Raw genomic sequence first — 23,938 nt, 5'->3', positions numbered from 1 at the left:
GCTCACCCGAGTCACGCTAGCGGGTGGTCGGGTGCGCTATGCGGCTTCGTCGTCATTTTCCTCGAGGAGCATCTGTTCGGGGTGGTGGTGGGTGTTGGTGCGGGGTTGACCGTGGTCGAGGTGTGGTGGGGGGATCCATTGGGTTTTGCCGTTGGGGTGTTTTCGGGTGGTCCAGCCCTTTGGTCGGAGGAGTCGGTGATGCGGCCCGCAGGCGAAGGTCAGCTCGTCGATGTCGGTGCTGCGACATTGGGCGTAGTCGGTGATGCGATGAACTTCGCAGTAGTAACCGCCCACGGTGCAGCCGGGAGCGCTGCAGCCGCGGTCCGTGGCGTACAACACAATTCGTTGCCCTGGTGAGGCCAGGCGTTTGGTGTGATACAGCGCCACCGCCTTACTGTTGTCGAAGACGGCGAGGTAGTGGTGGGCGTGGCGGGCCAGGCGGATGACGTCGCTGATGGGTAGCCGGGTGCCCCCGCCGGTAACCCCTTGCCCGACGGCTGCCGCCAGTTCGGTCAGGGTGGTGGAGACGATGATCGCCGCGGGTAATCCGTTGTGCTGCCCCAAGTCTCCGGAGGCCAATACCGCGCGCAGGGCGGCGTTGAGTGCGTCGTGATTGCGCTGCCCCGCGCTGCGTGAATCCTGCTCGATGGCCTGCTCACTGGGACTTCCGTCCACGCAGGGGCTGCTCGTCGTCTGGGTTGCCCATGCCGGGGGCGGCGAGTTTGGCCAGGACGGCTTCCAGGGTGGCGCGGGCTTCGGGGGTGAGCCAGCCACGCAGCGCCGACATGCCGTCGGCCTGCTGGGTGCCCAGGGTGAGGCCGCGGCGGCGGGCGCGGTCATCGTCGGTGTAGTTGCCGTCAGGGTTCAGGCAGTCCATCAGGTGCTGGGCGAGCCCGGCCAGGTCCTCGGGCCGGTGGCAGACACCGAGTGCGGCCAGGTGGGCTTCGGGGGCCGCGCGGGTGTCGGCGTCGATGAACCCGGGCAGCTGGTGATAGCAGCGGCGGATCACCGCCACCTGCCCCGCACCCAACCGGCCTTCCCGCTGCCCGGCGGCCGTCGCGGCTAACACGGGCGCTAGGGGTTCGGCCGGTCAACCCGCACCGCGCGCCGAGGTCGGCGGCTTCGCGCACCCGCCGGGAGGTCGCGGCCCGGCTGATCAACGCCGCCTCGGCCACCGCGTGCGTCAGCGTGCCCCCAACTCCTCGGGAGTGGCCTCGCGGCCAAGCTGGTTGATCAGCGCATGTTCCACCGCTGGCAGGCGACGACGAATCTGCTCGCAGCGCCGCAGCGAGGCGAGCCGGTTTCGGGTGTTGGATGCCGCGAAGTTGAGCCCGGCCACGGTGTCCAGCGCCTTGTCCAGGGCGTCGAAGGCCGCCGTGGCTTCCTGGTCATCCGCTGAACTCATACCGTCAAGCTAGCGACACCCACCGACAAAAACCCCCGCCCAGAAACCACTGAAACCACAGTGACACAAGAGTTTTGACTGCCCACCATTGTCGCTCAGAGGCGGGCACAACGACACATCTCCGGGATCCGACACTGACCCGGCATAGAGGAAGAAGTGGACCGCAATATGCCGAGGCTGGTCGAGATCTGGCGGCGCATCGGCAGCGGGAGTCTGGATGGTCCGAATCCCAGGTCGTGGCATGCCGGTGCGCTTCCCCGGTGTTGTCGGTGCGCCGCCATAGACTCGCAGTGCCTGCCAGCCACACACCTTCGAAAGGGGGTCCGGGATGCGATTCCTGCACACCGCCGACTGGCAGCTGGGCATGACCCGACACTTCCTCGCCGGCGATGCCCAGCCGCGGTATTCGGCTGCGCGGCGGGACGCCGTGGCCGGCCTGGGCGCGCTGGCTGCCGAGGTGGGCGCGGAGTTCGTCGTCGTGGCCGGCGATGTCTTCGAACACAACCAGCTTGCCCCACAGGTGATCGGCCAGTCGCTGGAAGCCATGCGCGCCATCGGCATTCCCGTCTACCTGCTGCCGGGCAATCACGATCCGTTGGACGCGTCGTCGGTGTACACCAGCGCGCTGTTCACCGCCGAACGTCCCGACAACGTTCACGTGCTGGATCGGGCCGGGATTCACGAGGTGCGGCCGGGACTCGAGATCGTCTCCGCGCCGTGGCGATCCAAGGCCCCGACCACCGACCTGGTGGCCGACGTTCTCGAAGACCTCGAACCAGGCCCGGCCATCCGGGTTCTGGTCGCCCACGGCGGCGTCGACGTCCTCGACCCCGATCGCGACAAGCCGTCGCTCATCCGGCGGGCGCAACTCGATGACGCGCTGGCCCGCGGCGCGGTGCACTATGTCGCACTCGGCGACAAGCATTCGCTCACCCAGGTCGGCGACACCGGTCGGGTCTGGTACTCCGGTTCACCGGAGGTCACCAATTTCGACGACGTCGAATCCGACCCCGGCCACATATTGGTAGTCGACATCGACGACGGCGACCCGCGTGCCACCGTCTCCGTGACGGCACGGCACGTGGGCCGCTGGCGGTTCGTCACCCTGCACCGGCAGGTCGACGACAGCCGCGACATCGCGGACCTCGACATGAATCTCGATTTGATGACCGACAAGGACCGCACGGTGGTGCGGCTGGCACTGACGGGTTCGCTGTCGGTCACCGACCGCGCGGCGCTGGACGCGTGCCTGGATCGGTACGCGCGGCTGTTCGCTCACCTCGGCCTGTGGGAACGCCACACGGATCTCGCGGTGATTCCGGCCGACGGCGAATTCACCGACCTCGGCATCGGAGGGTTCGCCGCGGCGGCCGTCGACGAGCTGGTCACCACCGCGCGCGAGGGTGACACGGAATCCGCCGTCGACGCGCAGGCGGCGCTGGCGCTGCTGTTGCGGTTGACCGATCGCGGTGCGGCGTGAAGCTACACCGGTTGGTGTTGACCAACTATCGCGGTATCGCCCACCGGGAGATCGAATTTCCCGACCACGGCGTCGTGGTGGTGTGCGGTGCCAACGAGATCGGCAAGTCGTCGATGATCGAGGCACTGGACCTGCTGCTGGAGTCGAGGGACCGCTCGACGAAGAAGGAAGTCAAGCAGGCCAAACCCACCAACAGCGATGTCGGCTCCGAGGTCACCGCTGAAATCAGCTGCGGCGCATACCGTTTCATCTACCGGAAGCGCTTCCACAAAAGGCCCGAGACGGAGTTGACGGTGCTGACGCCGCGCCGCGAACAGCTCACCGGCGATGAAGCCCACGAACGGGTGCGGTCCATGCTGGCCGAGACGGTCGACAACGACCTCTGGCATGCCCAGCGGGTGCTGCAGGCCACGTCGACAGCTGCCGTGGATCTGTCCGGATGCGATGCGCTGTCGCGCGCGCTCGACGTGGCGGCCGGTGACGTCGCCGCGCTGACCGGCACCGAGCCGTTGCTCATCGAGCGAATCGATTCCGAGTACGCGCGTTACTTCACCCCCACCGGGCGCCCCACCGGGGAATGGGCCGCGGCGATCTCGCGATTGGCCGACGCCGAGTCGGTGCTGGCCGAGCGTGTGGCTGCCGTCGCCGAGGTCGACGAGCGGGTGCGCCGGCATGCCGAACTGACCGATCAGGTGGCCGAGCTTGCACAGCTGCGGCTGGCCGCCGAGCCCCGGCTCGTCGCCGCGCAAACCGCCGCCGACAAGATCGAGGAACTCGCCCGTCAGGCACGCGAAGCCGAGCTCGTCGCGGCCGCCGCGGCGGCGACGAGCACCGCGGCGACAAGCGCACACAACGGTCGCCTGCGTCTTCTCACCGAAATCGACTCCCGTACAACCACTGTCACCACAGCCGAGGCTGAGGCCCGGGAGGCTGCCGAGGCTCGCGAGGCGGCACAGGAAGAGGCTGAAGCGTCCCGCGCCGCGGTGGCCGAATCGCTGTCCGCCCTCGCCGAGCGGCAACGTCATGCCGAATCCGCGCGGCGCACCGTCAACCACATCGCCGAACGTGACGAGATCGACCGGTTGAGCGCGCGGCTCGCCAGAATCGAGGCCGTCCGGGGTGACCACGACAGGGTCTGCGCCGAGCTCGCCGCCGTGGTGCTGAGCGAAGAGCTCATGCAGCGAATCGAGAAGGCCGCCGCCGCAGTCGATCGCGCCGGGGATCAGCTGGCACTGATCTCGACCACTGTGGAGTTCACCGCGGCCGCCGACATCGAACTCGCCCTCGGCGAGCATCGGGTTTCGCTGGCAGCGGGGCAGAGCTGGTCGACCACCGTCACGGGCACCACCGCAGTCGAGGTTCCCGGTGTTCTGTCCGCCCGGATCACCCCGGCGACGACGGCGCTGGATGTTCAGGGGAAATATGCTGCAGCACAAGAAGAGCTCGCCTTGGGCCTGTCGGCAGGCCAGGTCGCGGACCTCGAAGCGGCGCGGGCCGAGGACCGGCGCCGGCGCGAGTTGCAAGGAAGCCGAGACCAATTGAGTGCGACGTTGTCCGGCCTGTCTGGTGGCGAACAGCTGGACGAGATCCGGACCCGCCTGGCGCGGCTGCGGGCCGATCAGCCGGCCGAAGCCGGTCTGCTGCCGGATATCACCGCCGCCCGTGCCGAGCTCGACGCCGCGGAGGCGGCGCGCGTGGCGGCCGAGGCCGAATGCGACGCCGATCGGCAGGCCGCGGCGAACGCCGAGTCGCGCCTGTCCGCGATATTTACCCGGGCAACGGTATTGAAGAGCGAAGCGGCCACTCAGCGAGCCGAACTCGACAGGGCCACTGCGCAACTCGCCCAGGAGCGCGCGTTGGCCGCCGACGAACAGCTGGCATTGTCGGCGAATGCCGAGGCCCAGGCCGCAGCGGCGGCGGAGCGGCGGGCCGCCGAGCTGACTGAAGCCCTAGCCGCCGCGACGCCGGACACGGTGACCGCCGAGTTGGCGGAGGCCACCGAGGCGGTCGAGTCGCTGCGCGACCGCTACGAAGAAGCCGCCGCCGCGCTGCGTGAGGTCAGCATCGAGCTGTCGGTCTTCGGCGGCGAGGGCCGCCAGGGCAAGCTCGACGCCGCGGAGATAGAACGCGAGCACGCCGCCAGCGCCCACTCCCGGGTCGGCGGACGCGCCCGCGCCGCGCAACTGTTGAGATCGGTGATGGCACGCCACCGCGACAGCACCCGGCTGCGTTACGTCGAGCCGTACCGCACCGAACTGCAGCGCCTCGGTCGCCCGGTATTCGGGCCCACGTTCGAGGTCGACGTCGACAGCGATCTGTGCATCCGCAGCCGCACCCTGGCCGGCGTCACCGTGCCCTACGAGTCGCTGTCGGGTGGAGCCAAGGAACAGCTCGGCATCCTGGCCCGACTGGCCGGCGCCGCGCTGGTCGCCAAGGAGGACGCCGTGCCGGTCGTGGTCGACGACGCGCTCGGGTTCACCGATCCGGACCGGCTGGCCAAGATGGGCGAGGTCTTCGACACCGTCGGCGCTCACGGGCAGGTGATCGTGCTGACCTGCAGTCCCGACCGTTACGACGGTGTGCGCGGCGCGCACCGCATCGATCTGCGCGTGTAGCGCCACAAGTAGCCGGCGGACCACCTCCCGCGCTGCTGACGAGGTTCGACGTCGGCAGAATGGGGTCATGGCGGGCCGATACCGATGACGATGAACGCGAGACGCCGCCGGGTGCAGGAAAAGTTGGCGGGCATGCCCGGAGTTCGTCCCGTGCGCAGGCCGGTTTCACCCGACGGCATCGCCGAGTTCGACCTGTACTACGTCCGGACCGGCCACAAGTCCGCCCATCCGCTGGTCATCATCCCGGGCGGCCCGGGGGTGGCGTCGATGCAGGTCTACAAGGGGCTGCGGCGGCGCGCGGCTGAGGCCGGGCTCGACGTCATCATGATCGAGCACCGCGGTGTGGGAATGTCGCGGCACGACGACGCCGGGGCGGATCTGCCGCCGGCCGCGCTCACCGTCGACCAGGTGGTCGACGATGTCGCCGCCGTGCTGGACGACGCGCACGTGGACTCGGCCGTCGTCTACGGAACGTCGTATGGCACCTACATCGCGGCCGGGCTCGGGGTGCGGCATCCCGGCCGGGTGCACGCCATGATCCTGGATTCACCGCTGCTGTCGCACCACGACATCACGCTCGTCCGCGAGGCGATTCGCGGCTTGCTCCTTGACGGCACCGCCCCGGAGACCGCCGCGTTGGCCCCCAAGATCCGCAAGCTCATCGACGCCGGGCTGATGGCCCCGCTGGCGGGGGAAGTTGCCGCGACCATCTACGCCTACGGCGGGGCCCCGCTGCTGAATCGCGAACTCGACTTGTTGCTCTCCGGCCGAACCCTGTTGTGGCACATATTGTCCCGGTTCAGCGCGGTGGTCAGTCGCAAGGTTCCCTACCACTACGAGATCGATCTGGTCGGCCGCATCGCCTTTCGTGAACTGGACTACGCCGCCGAGCCCGACGGTCTGCCGTTCGATCCGGCCGCGGCGATACGCGAAATCATGAGCAGCACAGAGACGTTCGAGGCCGAGCCATATGACCTGGTGGCCGAGATGCCGAAATTCACGTGGCCGACGGTGTTGATTTCCGGCGGTCGGGACTTGGTCACCCCGCGGTCGGTGGCAGAAAAAGTGGCAGCGTTGGTGCCGCAGTCGATGCTGCTGGCATTACCGACGATGGGGCACAGTGCGCTGGACTTTCGTGAGCCCGCCGCGCTGGCCATTGCGGGGGCAGTGTGCCGCGGCGAGATCGACGAGCTTGCCGACCAGGTCTCGATGCTGGACGCGCTTCCGGCCCGCCCCGCCGTGCGCCTGCTGTGGAAGGCGGTCGAGGTGGCGGCCATTGCCGAGGGAACGCTACCGTCCTTGCCGTCGCTGGCACGGCCCTGGCGACGGCTGACGCCGTGTCGAGTCAGCTCTTGGTGAATCCGATTGCTGTGTAATCGATATCGGCGATTCCATGCGCCCCGTAGTTCGCCAGGTCGCTGCGTACCGCCATGTTGCCCGGCGTCTGGAACAGCGGCAGGCTGAAGCTCTCCTGCCACAGCATTGCGTCCACCTGGTTGGCGAGCGCACGCGCCTTGTCCGGGTCCAGCTCGGACAGCGTCTGGTCGATCTTGGCGTCGATCGCGTCGTTGCCGATCTTGCCGAAGTTACTGTCGCCGTCCGAGGTGTAGATCTGGGGTAGCGCCGAGAGCGGGAAAGCACCACCCACCCAACTGAATTGAGTCACGTCGAAGTCGCCGACGCTGACATACTGGCTGAAGAAGCCGTTGCCCGACTTTGCGTCCAGTACCAGCTTGACGCCGATCTGCGCCAAATTGTTCTGGGCGACCATGGCAACCTGCCGATTCGATTGCGCGTCGTAGAACACGTCGCGCACCGCCAGCTGCCTGCCGTCCTTCTCTCGCACCGAGCCGTTGAGTTTCCAGCCCAGGGCGTCCAGATCCTTGCGGGCCTGTTCGGGGTTGTAGTCACCCGGCGCGCTGTTGTTTTGGTAGCCGACCTGGCCGTCGACGAAGACGTGGTTGTTCAACGGCACCGGGTGCGGCGTCAGGCCGTGCTGGACGACGTCGACGATGGCTTGCCGGTTGATGCCCCGGCAGATCGCCAACCGCAGCCTGTCGTCGGCGAGGATCGACCCGGGCGCGCCGTTGAAGGTGAAGTGGGACCAGGTGGGTGCGGGCGCGCGCCGGATCACGATTCCCGGTGTGCGCTCGGCGATGACCGCGTCGTCGAGGGTGCCCACACCCGCCGCGTCGACCGCCTTGTTCTGCAGCGCGGGGATGACGGCGGCGGGGTCGAGCACCAGGAACGTGATGGAGTCCAGCCGCGGCTTGGCGCCCCACCACCGCGGATTGCGGGTCAGCACGATGCGCTGCGCGGATCGGTCGATCGTCGACACCACGAACGGTCCGGCCGACGGGCCCGGCGCTTCGAGCTGTCCGCTGTTGAAGGTCTCGGGATCCGAAGTCATGCTGCGGGGCTGGATTCCGCCGGCGAACATGCCGCGCCATTCGGCGTACGGCTTGTCGAAGGTGATCACGGCCTGCCGGTCGTCGACGCCCCTGGTGACCGACTTCACTCGCTCGAACCCGGCCCTGCTGGCGATCAGGTATCGCTTGTCGCGACCGCTGGACGCGTTGACCTCGGCCTCGAGGTCTTCCCACGTCATCGGGGAACCGTCGTTCCAGGTTGCCTTCGGGTTGATGGTGTAGGTGACGACCTGCGGGTTGGTGCTGGTCAGCTCGACGCCGGTGAAGTAATCGGTGTTGAGCTTCAGCGTGCCGTCGGGCTGGGTGTTGAAGGCGCCGGGCAGCGTGGGCGCAATGACTTCACCGGTGTCGGCGGAGTTGCCGTCGATGTTCAATTCGTTGAAATTGTCCGGAAACAGCGACAGCGGGAGCCGCAGGTTGCCACCGTCGCGCAGCGTCGCGGGATCGCGCGGGTTGATGTCGCTGGTGCTGCCGAACCGCGCGGCGTGCGCCTGTGGCAGGTCGCGATACCCACTCGAGCAACCGGTCACGCTCACCGCGAGCGCCAACGTCAGCGCGGCGAGCCTGCGAACCGGGTGCCTCACCCGGCCGATGCTAGCGACCGGCGACATCGGGGTGCGCCCGCGGGACGGCGGCCAACAGCCGCTGGGTGTACTCGTGTTGGGGATCTCCGAACACCTGGTCGTTGTCGCCTTGTTCGACGATCGTTCCCCGATACATCACGGCCACCCGGTGCGCCAGGTGTTTGACCACCGAAAGGTCATGTGAGACAAAGAGATAGGATAGCCTGAACCGCTGCTGCAAGTCCAGCAGCAGGTTGATGATGCCCGCCTGAATCGACACGTCGAGCGCGGACAGCGGCTCGTCGAGGAGGAGAATCTTCGGCTGCAACGCCAGCGCTCGCGCAATGCCGATCCGCTGCTTCTGGCCGCCGGAGAATTCGGTCGGATACCGACCGGCGACGCTTCGGTCGAGCCCGACGATCGTCAGCAGCTCCGCGACCCGGTCTTCGGAGCGCCGTCGATCGAATCCGTTGGCGGCCAACGGCTCGGCGATGACATCGAACACCGGAAGCCGGGGGTCCAGGGATGCGACGGGGTCCTGAAAGACCACCTGCAGCTTGGTCCGTAGTCGGCGGCGGGCGACCGCGTCGAGCGTCGCGACGTCGTCGCCGAGAATCTCGATCGCGCCCGCCTGGGGTGCGGTGAGTTCGAGGATCTGGCTCAGCGTGGTCGATTTGCCCGAACCGGATTCGCCGACAATGCCCAGGGTGCGGCCCTGCTCCAGGGCGAAGCTGATGCCGTCCACCGCTCGCACCTCACCGACCTGCCTGCGCAACAGCACACCCTTGGTGAGTTGGAAGGTTTTGGTGAGGCCGGCGACCCGCAGCACCACCGCGGCTTCCCCGGCCGCCCCGCCGTCCGCATCCACGGGATCCGGTTGCGTTGATGCGCCGAAGATTTCGGCGGCACTGCGCCCGGCGACGTCCTCGGTACGAATGCAGGCCGCCCAGTGTCCGTCGCCGACGGCGACGAGATCAGGCTCCGCCGAGCGGCATTCGTCGATCACCAGCGGACAGCGCGGAGCAAACGGGCAGGCGTGGGGCGACAGCGCGGACACGCTTGGCGGCGCGCCGGGAATGGGAATCAGGCGGGTGCCCTGCGGTGCGTCCAGTCGCGGCACCGAGCCCAGCAGGCCCGCGGTGTACGGCATTCGGCGGTCACGGTAGAGCTCGTCGACCGTGCCGATCTCGACTCCGCGCCCGGCGTACATCACGATTGCCCGGTCGGCGAATTCGGAGACGACACCGAGATCGTGCGTGATGATCAGCACCCCGGCACCGGTGACATCGCGCGCCGTTCGCAACACGTCCAGGATTTGCGCCTGCACGGTGACGTCGAGTGCGGTGGTCGGTTCGTCGCAGATCAGCAGGTCGGGATCGTTGGCGATGGCGATGGCGATCACCACCCGCTGGCGCTCGCCACCGGACAGCTCGTGCGGAAACGCCTTGGCACGGCGCTCGGGTTGGGCGATCCCGACCAGTTCCAGCAGCTCGACCGCCCGCTTGTGGGCGTCGGCCCGCCTGATGCCGCGGTTGTGCACTTCGATGGCCTCGGCGATCTGGGAGCCGACGGTGTAGACGGGCGTCAGCGCCGACATCGGGTCTTGGAACACGGTGCCGATCGACTTGCCGCGAATCCGTGACATCGCCTGGTCGGGCAGCCCGAGCAGTTCCTCGCCGTGCAGCCGCACCGATCCCGACACGTCGGTGTATTCGGGCAGCAGGCCCACCACGGCCATCGCGGCAGTGCTTTTGCCCGAACCCGATTCGCCCACCAGAGCGACTACTTCGCCGGCGTCGATGCGGTAGTTCATGCTCCGCACGGCGGGCACGGCAACGTCCGATGTCTCGAAAGTGACGTCGAGGTCCTTGACTTCCAGCAGGGCGGTCATGTCCGTCGCTTCCTGCGGCGTCCTTGCCGGCTGCCGGGATCGAACGCGTCGCGCAGGCCGTCGCCGGTCAGGTTGGCGCACAACACGATCAGCACCAGCGCGCCGGCCGGAAACAGGAACACCCACGCAAAGGTGGTGGCCGACGGGGTGCCGTCCGCGATCAGCGTGCCCAACGACACGTCGGGCGGCTGGACGCCGAACCCCAGGAAGCTCAATCCGGTTTCGGCCAGAATCGCATAGCCGACGTTGAGCGTTGCGTCGATGATTAGGATCGACGCAACGTTCGGCACGACGTGGCGCATGATCACCTGGCGGCTGCTCACTCCCATATACCTTGCCGCACGGACGAATTCGCGGTCTCGCAGGCTCATTGTCAGACCGCGCACCATTCGCGAGCTGACCATCCAGCCGAACGCGGCAAGTAGCACGATCAGCCACAGGATGCTGTTCGACTGCTTGGTGCGTGGGGTGACGATCGCGATCAACAGGAAGCTGGGCACCACCAACAGCAGGTCCACCAACCACATCAGGGCCCGGTCGCGCCACCCGCCGAAGTACCCGGCGACCGATCCGACGGTCGCGGCGATCGTCGTCGAGATCCCTGCGACGCAGATCCCGATCAGCATCGACTTCTGCATGCCGCGCAGCGTTCGGGCCAACAGATCCTGGCCGAGCGCGTTGGTGCCGAACCAGTGCCGAAGCGACGGTGGCTGCAGCAACGCGGTGTAGTCGAGTTCGGTGTAGCCATAGGGGAGCAGCGGCGGCAGCGCGTAGCAACCGACGAAGCCCAGCATCAGCAGGGTCAACGCGACCAGCGCGGGTTTGTTGCGAATGAACCGCCGCAGCACCAGATCCCGGCGCGACGTGAAGCCCGCCTGGTCGACCCGCGATCTGGCCGCCGTCTGGGTGGTGTCCTGCGTCATCGGCGCCGCTCCTCGTCGCTGCGCTCTGCTTCCTCGCCGGCGTGGGTGGTCATGACACCCGCACCCGGGGATCCAGCGCGGCGTAGATGACGTCGGAGAGCAATCCGCCGATCAGGACGGCGGCCCCGGAGAACAAGGTGATCGCCGCGACGACGTTGGTGTCCTGGGTCGAAATGCCGAGCACGACCCACTCGCCCATGCCGTGCCAGCCAAAGATCTTCTCCACGAACACCGCCCCGACGACCAGTCCGCTGACGCCGTAGGCGAACAGGGTCGCCATCGGGATCAGCGCGGTGCGCAGGCCGTGCTTGAACAACGCGCGCCGCCGGGTCAGGCCCTTGGCGCGGGCAGTGCGGATGAAATCCTCGCTCAGCACGTCCAGCATCGCATTGCGTTGGTACCGGCTGAAACTCGCGATGGCGCCTAACGCCAACGTCGCGCTGGGCAACACGATGTGCTGCAGGCGCTCGACAAGCTGATCCCACCATCCCGTCGGGGGAATCGGCGCGGTCTCACCGGTGTACTGGAAGATTCCCACCCCGGCGAACATGTTGACACGCAGCGCGACCAGTATCAGCAGGCTGGCCAACACGAACGACGGGATGCTCAGGACGGTCAGGGACAACACGGTGATCACCCGGTCGCTCAGCCGGTATTGCCGGACGGCTCCCCACGCACCGACGAGAACACCGATCAGCGTGCCCAGCACCGAACCGATCACCACCAGGCGCAGGCTGACGCCGATCCGCCGCCACAGCTCCTGCGAGACGGGGTGACCGGTCACCGTTTTGCCGAAGTCACCGGCGACGGCGCCGGAAATCCAGTTCGCGTACCGGACGGGTATCGGTTTATCCAGGCCCAGCGAGGCGGCCTTGGCGTGGATGGCCTCCGCCGGCGGCTGCGGGTGGCGCTGCACGAAGCTGTCCAGCGGGTGAAACGTCACCGACGTCAGGCAGAAGGTCAGGAACGACGCCAGCACCAACAGCACGACGTAATTGAGGAAGCGGCGCGCCAGGAATCGGATCACGCCAGACCGCATCTGCGTCGCATTGGGACAGGTTATCGAGAGCGGCGCGGGCTGGCTCGATAGCGGTGCTCCCCCGACGCCGGGCGGCGGTATGATGAATTCTTCAATTGTTAAAGTGCGGCAACGATGAAGTCCTCGGGAGCGCTCAGGTGGAATCAAAACCCCTCTACAAGCTCAAAGCTGAATTCTTCAAGACCCTGGGGCATCCGGCGCGGATCAGGATTCTGGAGCTGCTGGTAGAGCGGGACCGCTCCGTCGGGGAGTTGTTGGTGTCCGACGTCGGACTCGAGGCGTCCAACCTCTCCCAGCAACTGGCCGTGCTGCGTCGCGCGGGGGTTGTCATCGCGCACCGCGAGGGCAACGTCGTGACGTATTCGATTGCCTCGCCCGATATCGCCGAGCTGCTCGCGGTAGCTCGCACGGTTCTCGCCAGAGTGCTCGCCGACCGGGTGGCGGTGTTGGAGGACCTGCGTGCCGACCGGAGCGTGAGTTAGCGCAATGGGCTGGCTTGCCAAGATCTTTCACGTCGGTCGCGTCGTCGAGCCCGCGACCGCGGCTCCGGCGCCGGCAATTCCACCGCCGGGGGGAGTGCGGGGTTCCCTGCAGATCCGCCACGTCGACGCAGGTTCATGCAACGGATGTGAGGTGGAGATCTCGGGCGTGTTCGGGCCCGTGTACGACGCCGAGCGGTTCGGTGCCCGGCTCGTAGCGTCGCCGCGGCACGCCGATGCGCTGCTGGTCACCGGTGTGGTGACGCGCAACATGGCCGAGCCGCTGCACAACACCCTAGAGGCGACCCCGCGCCCGCGCGTGGTGATTGCGTGCGGGGATTGCGCCCTGAACCGAGGCGTGTTCAAGGACGTCTATGCTGTCGCCGGTTCGGTGGGTGAGGTGGTGCCCGTCGATGTCGAGATCGCGGGATGCCCGCCCACGCCCGCCGACATCGTTGCGGCCCTGCGATCGGTGACGGGCAAGTGACGGCCACCACCACCTCGATCCCTGCCACGGCCGCACGGCCGACCACGTTGCCACGAGCGGCTTTTGGTCCGATCATCGCCGGCATTGCCACCTCGGGAGTGGGTATCGCCGGGGTTTGGCTGGGCCTGCGGGGCATGTTCGGGTCGGTGCGCCCGGTAGACATCGGTTGGCTGTTCCCCTTGTTCGGCGTGCGGATCGAATTCGGCCCGCTGGGCGGGTTCTTCATGGCACTCAGCGGCGCGGTCGCGGTCCCGGTCGGTTGTTACGCGATCGGGTACGCAAGACGCGAGCACCGCGGTGGGGTCGCATCGGCGGTGTTGCCGGTGTTCGTCGCGGCGATGGTGCTGGTGCCGGCCGCGGGATCGGTGACCACGTTTCTGCTGGCGTGGGAGTTGATGGCGCTCGCGTCGCTGATGTTGGTGCTGGCCGAGGACCGCCGCCCGGAAGTCCGCTCGGCCGCCCTGTCCTATGCGGTGATGACCCAGCTCGGGTTCGTCGCGATCCTGGTCGGGCTCATGGTGTTATCGGCGGCCGGTGGAGCCGACCGGCTCGCCGACCTCACCGGTGTCTCCGGCGGCGCCCGCACCGCCGTGTTCATCCTGACGCTGGTCGGCTTCGGGTCGAAGGCTGGGCTGGTGCCGTTGCACGCCTGGCTGCCGCGCGCCCATCCCGAAGCGCCCAGCCCGGTGTCGGCACTGATGAGCGCGGCGATGGTCAATCTGGGGATCTACGGCATCGCTCGCTTCGATCTGCAGCTGCTGGGTCCGGGCCCGAGCTGGTGGGGGTTCGCTCTGCTGGCCGTCGGCGCCGTATCCGCGCTGTACGGGGTGCTGCAGGCGTCGGTGGCGACCGATATCAAACGGCTGCTGGCCTATTCGACGACGGAGAACATGGGCCTGGTCACGTTGGCGCTCGGTGCGGCAACACTTTTCGCCGCCACCGGCGCCCGAAGCCCGGCAACGATCGCGGCGGCGGCAGCGGTACTGCATCTGATGGCGCACGCGGCGTTCAAGAGTCTCGGATTCCTGGCGGCCGGGTCGGTGCTGGCCTCCACCGGGCTGCGCGATCTCGACCTGCTCGGCGGGCTGGCGCGCCGGATGCCTTTGACCACAGCGTTTTTCGGAGTGGCCGCACTGGGTGCGTGTGGGCTGCCGCTCGGCGCGGGCTTCGTCAGTGAGTGGTTGCTGGTCCAATCCTTGATCCATGCCGCGCCCGGACGCGATCCCGTCGTGGCGTTGGTGACGCCGGTGGCGCTCGGCGCGGTCGCGCTTGCCACCGGCCTGAGCGTGGCGGCCATGGTCAAAGCCTTCGGGATCGGGTTTCTGGCCCGGCCCCGCACCAGTCAGGCCGCCGGTGCGAGCGAGGCGCCGGCCAGCATGCGCGCCGGCATGGCGATCGCGGCAGCCGCCTGCGTGGTGCTGGCGGTGGTACCGGCGTTCGTCGCTCCGACGGTCAGCCGGGCCGTGGCCGCCTTTCCGTTGGCGCGGTCCGTGCCGTTCACCGGTCTGGGCACCGTGATACGGCTGCCAGGGCTGCCCGGATCGATTGCGCCCGGCGTGATCGCGGCCGGCGTCATCGCCGCGGCGCTGGCGGCGACGGGGCTGGCATGGTCGCGTTCCCGTCGCCGGCCCGCACCGGTTGTGCTGCCGTTATGGGCCTGCGGCGCAGACGGTCTCACCGAGCGCATGCAATACACGGCCACGTCGTTCGCCGAGCCGCTGCAGCGGGTGTTCGACGACGTGCTGCGCCCCGACACCGACATCGAGGTCACCCATACGGCCGAATCACGGTTCATCGCCGACAGGATCAGCTACCGCACTGCCATTTCCGACTCGATCGAACGGCGTCTCTATACCCCGGTGGTCGCCGCCGTAGTCGCCGCGGCCGGGTTGGTGCGGCGCGCCCACACCGGCAGCGTGCACCGCTACTTGGCGTTCGGGGCACTCGGCGTGCTGATCGTGCTGGTGGTCGCCAGGTGAACGTGATGTCCTATGTCGCCGGGGCGGCTCAGCTCGGCGTGGTCACCGTCGGCGCGCCGGTGGTGGTCGGTGTAACCCGTCAAGTGCGGGCCCGTTGGGAAGGCCGAGCCGGCGGCGGCGTACTGCAACCTTGGCGCGATCTGGTCAAACAGCTTGGCAAACAACAGATCACGCCTTCCGGAACAACGATCGTGTTCGCCGCCGCCCCTGCGATCATCGCCGGGACCGTGCTGTTGATCGCTGCCATCGCGCCGATCGTCGCGATCGGGTCGCCGCTGGACACCAGTGCCGACCTGTTCGCCGTGGTGGGTCTGCTCTTCCTGGGTACCGTTGCGCTCGCGCTTGCCGGCATCGATACCGGCACCTCGTTCGGCGGGATGGGAGCAAGCCGCGAGATCACCATCGCCGCTCTGGTGGAGCCGACGATCCTGTTAGCTGTCTTCGCGCTGTCCATCCCGGCCGGATCGACGAATCTGGCTGCGCTGGTGACGAATACGATTGCCCACCCGGACCGCGTCGTGTCCTTGACCGCCGTGCTCGCCTTCGTCGCACTGGTCATCGTCATCGTCGCCGAGACCGGGCGGCTGCCGGTGGACAACCCGGTGACGCATCTGGAGTTGACCATGGTGCACGAGGCGATGGTCCTCGAATACGCCGGCCCCCGCCTGGCGCTGGTGGAGTGGGCGGCCGGGATGCGCCTCACCGTTCTGCTGGCCCTACTGGCGAATCTGTTCCTGCCGTGGGGGATTGCGGTCTCCCAGCCGACCGCGCTTCAATTGCTGACCGGTGTCGTGGCGGTGGTGGCCAAGGTCGTAGTGCTCGCTGCGCTGCTCGCCAGTTTTGAGGTGTTCATCGCCAAACTTCGGTTGTTCCGGGTGCCCGAGCTGCTGGCCGGTTCGTTTCTGCTGGCCCTACTCGCGGTCACCGCCGCCAACTTCTTCACGGTCCGCACCTGAGGGCCCAGCGATGACCGACGCCAATTTCTCGATTCCGGTGGACTTCGCCGCCGGGGGGCTCGTGCTGGCCGCGGTATTGATCGTGTGGCGCCGCGACCTGCCGGCCATCGTGCATCTGCTGGCCTGGCAGGGCCTCGCGCTGACGGCGATCCCGGCGGTGCGGGGCATCCACGATCACGACGTCGCGTTGATCGGCGTGGCAGTCGCTGTGTTTGCGCTCCGCGTGGTGGTGCTGCCGTGGCTGCTGGCTCGTGTGGTGAGCGCCGAGTTCGCCGCTCGACGGGAGGCCGCCCCGCTGGTGAACACCACCAGCTCGCTACTGATTGCCGGCGGCCTGACGGTGGCCGCGTTCGCGATCACGCAACCGGTGGTCGATCTGCAACCAGGCCCGAGCACCAACGCGGTACCCGCCGCATTCGCGGTCGTGCTCATCGCACTGTTCGTGTTGTCCACCCGGCTGCACGCGGTCTCACAAGCCGCCGGATTCCTGATGCTGGACAATGGGATTGCCGCGACCGCGTTTCTCCTCACCGCCGGCGTTCCGTTGATCGTCGAACTCGGCGCCTCATTGGACGTGCTGTTGGCCGTCGTCGTGATCGGCGTGCTGACCGGCCGGCTGCGAAGCACCTTCGGCGATGCCTATCTGGACAAGCTGCAGGAGCTGCGCGACTGATGACCGTGCTGTTGCTCACCGCGATCCTTGCGCCCCTTGTCGCGTCGACCATTACCCTGCTCGCCGGATGGGGTCGTACGACCGCGACGCTGACCGTACTGTCGGCGGTCACGGTGCTGGGCTGCGCCGCCGCCTTGGGATTTCGCGTCGAATCGGGTGCGCAGTTCGCGCTGGGCGGGCTGTTGCGGGTCGACGCGCTGACGGTGACGATGCTCATCGTCATCGGTATCGTCGGCACGCTGGCTACTTGGGCGAGCATCTCGTACATCGATGCTGAGCTCGCCCGTGCCCACACCGACGCGCGCGGCGCCCGCCGGTACGGTGTCCTGACGCCGGCATTTCTCGCGGCGATGGTTCTTGCGTTGTGCGCCAACAATATTGGTGTGGTGTGGGTGGCGATCGAGGCCACCACGGTGATCACTGCGTTCCTGGTGGGGCATCGGCGCACCCGCACCGCACTGGAAGCGACCTGGAAGTACGTCGTGATCTGCTCGGTCGGTATCGCCGTGGCTTTCCTGGGCACCGTGCTGCTGTACTTCGCCGCCCGTTGTGCCGGCGCGCCGGCCGCCCAGGCGCTGAACTTCGACGTCCTCGCCGCACACGCACGAGGTCTCGACCCCGGGGTCGCGCGGCTGGCGGGCGGGCTGCTGCTCATCGGCTACGGCGCCAAGGCCGGCCTGTTTCCTTTCCACACCTGGCTGGCCGATGCGCACAGCCAGGCCCCCGCGCCTGTCTCCGCGCTGATGAGCGGGGTGCTGCTGTCGGTCGCCTTCTCGGTGGTGATCCGCTTGCGGCCGATCATCGATGCGGCTACCGGCCCCACCTTTCTCCGCAGCGGCCTGCTGGTCGTCGGGTTGGCGACCCTGCTGATCGCGGCGCTGATGTTGATCGTGACCGGCGACATCAAGCGGATGCTGGCGTATTCGTCGATGGAGAACATGGGCCTGATCGCGATCGCAGCGGCCGCCGGCACCACATTGGCGATCTCGGCGCTGTTGCTGCATGTGCTCGCCCACGGGATCGCCAAGACGCTGCTTTTCTTGGCGGGTGGCCAACTGCAGGCCGCGCACAACTCCACCGCGATCGCCGACATCACCGGTGTCGTGCATCGGTCGCGGCTGGTCGGGGTGTCGTTTGCGACCGGTCTGATCGTGCTGCTCGGCCTGCCGCCGTTCGCGATGTTCGCCAGCGAGCTGGCGATCGCGCGCTCGCTTGCCGGCGTGCGGCTGGCCTGGGTACTGGCCGTCGTCACGCTGTTGATCGCGATTGCCTTCGCGGCCCTGGTCCGCAATGCCGGACGCGTACTGCTCGGGACGCCCGCGTCGGGCGCGCCGTCGATCACCGTGCCGGCCACCGCCGCGGCCGCCCTGATCGCCGGCGTCGTCGCCTCGACGGCCCTCGGCGTCACGGCGGGCCCACTCACCAACCTGTTCACCGCTGCCAGCAGCAACATCGGAGTCTCTCGTTGAGCCGAATCGTGTCGCAGCACCGGATTTCCCAGGACTCGCTGGCCGAACTGGCCAAGCAGCTGCTCGAGGATTCGTTTCGGCTGGCCCTGGTCGCCGCGCACGACGATGGAGACGCTCTGCGGGTGGTCTACCTGTTTCTGGCCGGTCGCCCTGACCGTCGCGTGGAGATCGAATGCGTTTTACCGGTTGATCATCCGAGCATTCGGTCGTTGGCGAAGGTATCGTTTCCGGCCGGCCGATTCGAACGCGAAATGGCGGACCTGTACGGGATCCGGCCCGTCGGCCATCCCAAGCCGCGGCGCCTGGTCCGACATGCGCACTGGCCCGACTGGCATCCCATGCGCGATAATGATTGGCCCACAACCGAATTGGCGAATACTGGTGCGTTCCCGTTCGTCATCGTCGAAGGACCCGGGGTGTACGAGATCCCGGTCGGCCCCGTCCACGCCGGCCTCATTGAACCCGGCCACTTTCGCTTCTCGGTGGCGGGGGAGACCGTCGTGCGGCTGAAGGCGCGGCTGTGGTTCGTGCACCGCGGCATCGAGAAGCTGTTCCACGGCCGTCCCGCCGGCGGCGCTGTCGATCTCGCCGAACGCGTCAGCGGCGATACCTCGGCGGCGCACGCCCTGGCTCACAGCCTCGCCGTGGAAGACGCGCTCGGCATTGAACTGCCCGACGAGGTGCACCGGCTGCGCGCCCTGATCGTGGAACTAGAACGGCTCTACAACCACGCCGCCGATCTGGGCGCCCTGGCCAACGACGTCGGTTACGGAATCGCCAACACGCACGCTCAGCGGATCCGCGAGGCGCTGCTGCGCCTCAACGCCGCCGTCACCGGTCACCGCCTGCTGCGCGGCGCGATCCGTCCGGGCGGGGTTGCGCTGCAGACCCTTCCCGACTCCGGCGATCTTCGACGAATCGCTGCCGACGTTGCCGAGGTCGCCGCGCTGACGCTGTCCAACGCCGTGGTCTACGACCGGTTCGCCGGCACCGCCATCCTGCGCTGCGAGGACGCCGCCGCCCTCGGCTGTCTGGGTTACGTCGCCCGCTCCAGCGGCCTGCGCACCGACGCCCGCGTCGAGCACCCGACCGTCGAGTTGCCCGTGACCGAAGTCGTTGCGGCGGAAGGCGACGTCCTGGCCCGCTACACCGTGCGGCGCGACGAGTTCGCGGCGTCCGCCATCCTCGCCCAACACATCATCGAGTCGCACACCGGCCCAATCGAATACGTCGACGAAGCCGAATCGGCGGAAGGGCTCCGCAGCGGTGTCGGCATCGTCGAGGGCTGGCGGGGCACCATCGTGCACCGCGTCGAAATCGACGCGGCCAATTGCATCACCCGCGCGAAAATTGTTGACCCGTCCTGGTTCAACTGGCCCGCGTTGCCCGTGGCGATGGCCGACACCATCGTTCCCGACTTCCCGCTGGCCAACAAGAGCTTCAACCAGTCGTACGCGGGCAACGACCTGTAGGGCGCCGAGGGCATCCAGCAGTCGCTTCGTCGCCTCGACAACAGCGCCTTTGTCACCCAGCATGTCTCGCTGCGTGACGGTCCGGGGCGGTCTGTTGTCGCTCGAAGACGGGCAAACCCGCTTGTTCCGGGAAGCTTCGGCGCGATACGACGCCCGCCAGCCGATCGCCGGCGCCTGACCCGCCCATTGACACCGCCGACGCGGGCTGGTTCCATAAACGGTTATGACCATAAATATGGTCAACTCTACCGACTTTATCCGGTTACGACTCCGGTTGACCATAAGGACGCCATGACCAGCGACGTGAAGGCTGGCCCCACGGCCGGGCAGTACGAATTGAGTCATCTGAGATCGCTGGAAGCCGAGGCGATCCATATCATCCGCGAGGTCGCCGCCGAGTTCGAGCGGCCCGTCCTGCTGTTCTCGGGCGGCAAGGATTCCATCGTCATGCTGCACCTGGCGCTCAAGGCGTTCGCGCCGGGCCGGCTGCCGTTCCCGGTGATGCACGTCGACACCGGACACAACTTCGACGAGGTGATCGCGACGCGCGACGAGCTCGTCGCCGAGTCGGGCGTCCGCCTGGTGGTGGCGTCGGTGCAGGAGGACATCGACGCGGGCCGGGTCGTCGAGACGATCCCGTCGCGCAACCCGATCCAGACCGTGACGCTGCTGCGTGCGATCCGGGAGAACAAGTTCGACGCGGCTTTCGGCGGCGCGCGCCGCGACGAGGAGAAGGCCCGCGCCAAGGAGCGGGTGTTCAGCTTCCGCGACGAGTTCGGGCAGTGGGACCCCAAGGCCCAGCGGCCGGAGCTATGGAACCTCTACAACGGGCGGCACCACAAGGGCGAGCACATCCGCGTCTTCCCGCTGTCCAACTGGACCGAGTTCGACATCTGGTCCTACATCGGTGCCGAGAAGATCAAGTTGCCGTCGATCTATTACGCGCACCGGCGCAAGGTGTTCGAGCGCGACGGCATGCTGCTGGCCGTGCACAAGCACATGCAGCCACGGCAGGGCGAGCAGGTGGTGGAGAAGACGGTCCGGTTCCGCACGGTCGGCGACGTCACCTGCACCGGATGTGTGGAGTCGGAGGCCGCCAGCGTGTCGGAGGTCATCGCGGAGACCGCGGTGTCACGGTTGACCGAGCGGGGCGCGACCAGGGCTGACGACCGCATCTCGGAGGCTGGGATGGAAGACCGCAAGCGACAGGGCTACTTCTGATGACGACGCTATTGAGACTGGCAACTGCCGGGTCCGTCGACGACGGCAAGTCCACGCTGATCGGTCGGCTGCTGTATGACTCCAAAGCCGTCATGGAAGACCAGTGGGCGTCGGTGGAGCGGGCGTCCGAGGAGCGCGGGCACGACTACACCGACCTCGCGCTGGTCACCGACGGCCTGCGGGCCGAACGCGAACAGGGCATCACCATCGATGTCGCGTACCGCTACTTCGCCACTCCCAAGCGAAAATTCATCATCGCCGACACCCCGGGGCACATTCAGTACACCCGCAACATGGTGACCGGGGCGTCGACCGCGCAACTGGTGATCGTGTTGGTCGATGCGCGCCACGGCCTGCTCGAGCAGTCGCGCCGGCACGCCTTCCTGGCCTCGCTGCTGGGCATCCAGCACATCGTGCTGGCGGTCAACAAGATGGACCTGATCGATTGGGACAGGACCAAATTCGAGGAGATCCGCGACGAGTTCCACGCCTTCGCCGCGCGGCTGGATGTGCAGGACGTCGCCACCATCCCGATGTCGGCGCTGCACGGCGACAACGTGGTGACCAAATCCGACCGGGCGCCGTGGTACGAGGGGCCGGCGCTGCTCTCGCATCTCGAAGAGGTGTACATCGCCGGTGACCGTAACCTGGTCGACGTCCGGTTCCCCGTTCAGTACGTGATCAGGCCGCATACCCACGAGCACCAGGACCACCGCAGCTACGCCGGCACCGTGGCCAGCGGCGTGCTGCGTCCCGGCGACGAAGTGGTGGTGCTGCCGATCGGCAAGACGACCACGATCACCGCGATCGACGGACCGAATGGGTCGGTGTCGGAAGCATTTCCGCCGATGGCCGTCGCGATACGGCTGGCCGACGAGATCGACATCTCGCGCGGCGACCTGATCGCGCGCACCAACAACCAGCCCAGGGTCGCCCAGGAGTTCGACGCGACCGTGTGTTGGATGGCCGATGGCGCGTCCCTGGAACCGGGCCGCGACTACGTCATCAAGCACACCACTCGAACCACCCGGGCCAAGGTGACGGCGCTGGACTATCGGCTCGACGTCAACACGTTGCACCGCGACAAGACGGCATCGGCGCTGAAACTCAATGAGCTGGGCCGTATTTCGCTGCGCACCCAGGTGCCGCTGCTGCTCGACGAATACACCCGCAATGCGAGCACCGGCTCGTTCATTCTCATCGACCCGCACACCAACGGCACGGTGGCGGCGGGCATGGTGCTGCGCGACGTCTCGGCCCAGGCGGCCAGCCCGAACACCGTTCGGCATAAGTCCCTGGTGACGGCCGAAGACCGCGCGGGCCGGGGTAAGACGGTGTGGCTCACCGGCCTGTCGGGCGCCGGCAAGTCGTCGGTGGCCGTGCTGGTCGAAAAGAAGCTACTCGAAAAGGGTTTTCCCGCTTACGTTCTGGACGGTGACAACCTGCGTCACGGCCTCAACGCCGATCTTGGCTTTTCCATGGCCGACCGGGCCGAGAACCTGCGCCGGCTGGCGCACGTCGCGACGCTGCTCGCCGATTCCGGCCAGGTCGTGCTGGTGCCGGCAATCAGCCCGCTGACCGAGCACCGCGATATGGCCCGCCAGGTCCACGCCGATGCCGGCTTCCCCTTCTTCGAGGTGTTCTGCGACACCCCGATCGAGGAATGCGAACGTCGCGATCCGAAGGGCCTGTACGCCAAGGCGCGCGCGGGCGAGATCACGCACTTCACCGGGGTCGACAGCCCGTATCAACGGCCTAAGAACCCGGACCTGCGGCTCATCCCGGAGCACACCCTCGACGAAATGGCGCAAAGCGTCATCGACCTGCTGGAGTTGAGTCCCTAACACGCCGCCACAGCACCTCGGGGTGCGGACGGGTGGCACAATCCTCAGCGTGCGCATGTCAGCCAAGGCGGAGTACGCGGTGCGGGCGATGGTCCAGCTCGCCACCGTCGACAATGGCGTGCTGGTCAAGACCGATGACCTGGCCGCGGCGCAGGGCATCCCGCCGCAGTTTCTGGTCGACATCCTGACCAACCTGCGCACCGATCGGCTGGTGCGCAGTCATCGCGGGCGCGACGGGGGTTACGAGCTGGCGCGCCCGGGCAGCGAGATCAGCATCGCCGACGTGTTGCGTTGCATCGACGGGCCGTTGGCCAGCGTCCGCGACATCGGGCTGGGCGACCTGCCCTACTCGGGCCCGACGGCGGCGCTGACCGACGTCTGGCGTGCGTTGCGGGCGAGCATGCGGTCGGTGCTGGAGGAGACCACCCTGGCCGACGTCGCCTCCGGTGACCTGCCCAAGCATGTCGCGAAATTCGCCGACGACTACCGGGATCAGGAACACAACCGGCACGGCGCCCGGCGCGGCGTCGGCGACTAGGACTCAGCCTGCCGAATCGTACGGTCGCGTGCGGATCTCCATGCTTCGACGCTACTTCGGCGCCGTCAGTTCCAGGGCGATGTTGTCGGGGTCGCGGAACTCGAGAATATAGGACGGCCCGATGTCCTTGACCGTCTCGTGCTGCACTCCGATATCGTCGAGATATGCTGCGGCGGTGTCTAATTCGTCCTTGCTGCCGAGCCGGAAGGCGATGTGGTCCAAGCCGCAGCGATCCTCGTGGAAGCGGTCGTTGGCGACCGGCCGCAGCCCGAGCAGCGTGCCGCCCAGGTCATAGATGACGCCCCCGAACAGGAAGCCGAACTGGTTACGGCTGGCCTCATCGGCGTTCTCCGGAACTTCCAGCAGCACCGGCCAATCGAACACGCTCTCGTAGAACTGCCGCGATCGTTCTATGTCGGTGACGGTGAGTCGGACGTGGGCGATGGAAGAACTCCTGACGGCCATCCATCCCATG

At 67.6% G+C, this 23,938-nt stretch carries 17 protein-coding genes and 2 pseudogenes; 13 read left to right on the top strand and 6 right to left on the bottom strand.

Annotated elements, in window-relative coordinates:
• Positions 1 to 36 precede the first annotated feature (36 nt).
• Positions 37 to 1,405: pseudogene (locus MSG_RS18525) on the bottom strand (HNH endonuclease signature motif containing protein).
• Between the two features lie 328 nt (positions 1,406 to 1,733).
• Here MSG_RS18525 and MSG_RS18520 point away from each other — a divergent pair.
• The 3 genes from MSG_RS18520 (at position 1,734) to MSG_RS18510 (ending at position 6,859) form a co-directional block, all read left to right on the top strand.
• Positions 1,734 to 2,885: a metallophosphoesterase family protein gene (locus MSG_RS18520; protein WP_096441855.1), complete on the top strand. Its 1,152-nt coding sequence runs from the start codon at positions 1,734 to 1,736 to the stop codon at positions 2,883 to 2,885.
• A complete protein-coding gene (locus MSG_RS18515) occupies positions 2,882 to 5,500 on the top strand; it encodes an AAA family ATPase (RefSeq protein WP_096441854.1) in 2,619 nt (872 codons plus the stop codon). Before MSG_RS18520 ends, MSG_RS18515 begins: the two co-directional genes overlap by 4 nt.
• Positions 5,501 to 5,584: 84 nt before the next feature.
• On the top strand, positions 5,585 to 6,859 hold the full coding sequence (locus tag MSG_RS18510) for an alpha/beta hydrolase (protein WP_096441853.1): 1,275 nt from the start codon (positions 5,585 to 5,587) through the stop codon (positions 6,857 to 6,859).
• Here MSG_RS18510 and MSG_RS18505 read toward each other — a convergent pair.
• From MSG_RS18505 to MSG_RS18490, 4 genes are read right to left on the bottom strand one after another with little or no spacing between them, the layout of a single operon-like run.
• Positions 6,846 to 8,540 carry an ABC transporter family substrate-binding protein gene (locus MSG_RS18505; protein WP_096441852.1) on the bottom strand — a complete coding sequence of 565 codons (1,695 nt, stop codon included), beginning with the start codon at positions 8,538 to 8,540 and terminating at the stop codon, positions 6,846 to 6,848. The two genes, MSG_RS18510 and MSG_RS18505, sit on opposite strands and share 14 nt — an antisense overlap.
• A complete protein-coding gene (locus MSG_RS18500; RefSeq protein WP_096441851.1) occupies positions 8,524 to 10,383 on the bottom strand; it encodes a dipeptide ABC transporter ATP-binding protein in 1,860 nt (619 codons plus the stop codon). Before MSG_RS18500 ends, MSG_RS18505 begins: the two co-directional genes overlap by 17 nt.
• A complete protein-coding gene (locus MSG_RS18495; RefSeq protein ID WP_096441850.1) occupies positions 10,380 to 11,306 on the bottom strand; it encodes an ABC transporter permease in 927 nt (308 codons plus the stop codon). Before MSG_RS18495 ends, MSG_RS18500 begins: the two co-directional genes overlap by 4 nt.
• Positions 11,307 to 11,355: 49 nt before the next feature.
• A complete protein-coding gene (locus tag MSG_RS18490; RefSeq protein WP_096441849.1) occupies positions 11,356 to 12,333 on the bottom strand; it encodes an ABC transporter permease in 978 nt (325 codons plus the stop codon).
• Between the two features lie 149 nt (positions 12,334 to 12,482).
• On the opposite strand from MSG_RS18490, the gene MSG_RS18485 reads away from it, so the two are divergent.
• From MSG_RS18485 to MSG_RS18440, 10 genes and pseudogenes are all read left to right on the top strand, one after another.
• Complete coding sequence (locus tag MSG_RS18485; RefSeq protein ID WP_096441848.1) at positions 12,483 to 12,827, top strand: lsr2/espR transcriptional regulator; 345 nt, start codon at positions 12,483 to 12,485, stop codon at positions 12,825 to 12,827.
• Positions 12,828 to 12,831: 4 nt separating this feature from the next.
• Complete coding sequence (locus MSG_RS18480; RefSeq protein ID WP_096441846.1) at positions 12,832 to 13,311, top strand: NADH-quinone oxidoreductase subunit B family protein; 480 nt, start codon at positions 12,832 to 12,834, stop codon at positions 13,309 to 13,311.
• Positions 13,312 to 13,382: 71 nt separating this feature from the next.
• On the top strand, positions 13,383 to 15,290 hold the full coding sequence (locus tag MSG_RS18475; RefSeq protein ID WP_232011309.1) for a proton-conducting transporter transmembrane domain-containing protein: 1,908 nt from the start codon (positions 13,383 to 13,385) through the stop codon (positions 15,288 to 15,290).
• Between the two features lie 5 nt (positions 15,291 to 15,295).
• A complete protein-coding gene (locus MSG_RS18470; RefSeq protein ID WP_096444651.1) occupies positions 15,296 to 16,246 on the top strand; it encodes a respiratory chain complex I subunit 1 family protein in 951 nt (316 codons plus the stop codon).
• A 10-nt stretch (positions 16,247 to 16,256) separates the two neighbouring features.
• Positions 16,257 to 16,919 (top strand): hypothetical protein, encoded by a 663-nt coding sequence (locus tag MSG_RS18465; protein ID WP_096441842.1) that lies wholly within the window; start codon positions 16,257 to 16,259, stop codon positions 16,917 to 16,919.
• Positions 16,919 to 18,388: a proton-conducting transporter transmembrane domain-containing protein gene (locus MSG_RS18460; RefSeq protein WP_096441840.1), complete on the top strand. Its 1,470-nt coding sequence runs from the start codon at positions 16,919 to 16,921 to the stop codon at positions 18,386 to 18,388. Before MSG_RS18465 ends, MSG_RS18460 begins: the two co-directional genes overlap by 1 nt.
• On the top strand, positions 18,385 to 19,860 hold the full coding sequence (locus tag MSG_RS18455; protein ID WP_096441838.1) for a hydrogenase large subunit: 1,476 nt from the start codon (positions 18,385 to 18,387) through the stop codon (positions 19,858 to 19,860). The genes MSG_RS18460 and MSG_RS18455 overlap by 4 nt, the downstream gene beginning before the upstream one ends.
• Positions 19,861 to 20,083: 223 nt before the next feature.
• Positions 20,084 to 21,081, top strand: a pseudogene (gene cysD, locus MSG_RS18450) (sulfate adenylyltransferase subunit CysD).
• Positions 21,081 to 22,925 (top strand): adenylyl-sulfate kinase, encoded by a 1,845-nt coding sequence (gene cysC, locus MSG_RS18445; protein ID WP_096441834.1) that lies wholly within the window; start codon positions 21,081 to 21,083, stop codon positions 22,923 to 22,925. The pseudogene cysD and the gene cysC overlap by 1 nt, the downstream one beginning before the upstream one ends.
• Before the next feature lie 49 nt (positions 22,926 to 22,974).
• Positions 22,975 to 23,463: an Rrf2 family transcriptional regulator gene (locus tag MSG_RS18440; RefSeq protein WP_096444650.1), complete on the top strand. Its 489-nt coding sequence runs from the start codon at positions 22,975 to 22,977 to the stop codon at positions 23,461 to 23,463.
• A 51-nt stretch (positions 23,464 to 23,514) separates the two neighbouring features.
• Here MSG_RS18440 and MSG_RS18435 read toward each other — a convergent pair whose 3' ends face one another.
• Positions 23,515 to 23,928: a VOC family protein gene (locus tag MSG_RS18435; protein WP_096441832.1), complete on the bottom strand. Its 414-nt coding sequence runs from the start codon at positions 23,926 to 23,928 to the stop codon at positions 23,515 to 23,517.
• Between the last annotated feature and the right edge of the window lie 10 nt (positions 23,929 to 23,938).

This window comes from Mycobacterium shigaense (assembly GCF_002356315.1).
Classification (GTDB): Bacteria; Actinomycetota; Actinomycetes; order Mycobacteriales; family Mycobacteriaceae; genus Mycobacterium; species Mycobacterium shigaense.
Note: the sequence above shows the minus strand (reverse complement) of the source record. Positions and strands in the feature narration are given on the sequence as shown.

Excerpts from the sequence above, each read along its gene's own strand:
- MSG_RS18500 (WP_096441851.1), bottom strand. The coding sequence starts at position 10,383 with ATGACCGCCCTGCTGGAAGTCAAGGACCTCGACGTCACTTTCGAGACA.
- MSG_RS18510 (WP_096441853.1), top strand. The coding sequence starts at position 5,585 with ATGACGATGAACGCGAGACGCCGCCGGGTGCAGGAAAAGTTGGCGGGC.
- cysC (WP_096441834.1), top strand. The coding sequence starts at position 21,081 with ATGACGACGCTATTGAGACTGGCAACTGCCGGGTCCGTCGACGACGGC.
- MSG_RS18470 (WP_096444651.1), top strand. The coding sequence starts at position 15,296 with ATGTCCTATGTCGCCGGGGCGGCTCAGCTCGGCGTGGTCACCGTCGGC.
- MSG_RS18505 (WP_096441852.1), bottom strand. The coding sequence starts at position 8,540 with ATGTCGCCGGTCGCTAGCATCGGCCGGGTGAGGCACCCGGTTCGCAGG.
- MSG_RS18435 (WP_096441832.1), bottom strand. The coding sequence starts at position 23,928 with ATGGCCGTCAGGAGTTCTTCCATCGCCCACGTCCGACTCACCGTCACC.
- MSG_RS18520 (WP_096441855.1), top strand. The coding sequence starts at position 1,734 with ATGCGATTCCTGCACACCGCCGACTGGCAGCTGGGCATGACCCGACAC.
- MSG_RS18460 (WP_096441840.1), top strand. The coding sequence starts at position 16,919 with ATGACCGTGCTGTTGCTCACCGCGATCCTTGCGCCCCTTGTCGCGTCG.
- MSG_RS18465 (WP_096441842.1), top strand. The coding sequence starts at position 16,257 with ATGACCGACGCCAATTTCTCGATTCCGGTGGACTTCGCCGCCGGGGGG.
- MSG_RS18495 (WP_096441850.1), bottom strand. The coding sequence starts at position 11,306 with ATGACGCAGGACACCACCCAGACGGCGGCCAGATCGCGGGTCGACCAG.
- MSG_RS18480 (WP_096441846.1), top strand. The coding sequence starts at position 12,832 with ATGGGCTGGCTTGCCAAGATCTTTCACGTCGGTCGCGTCGTCGAGCCC.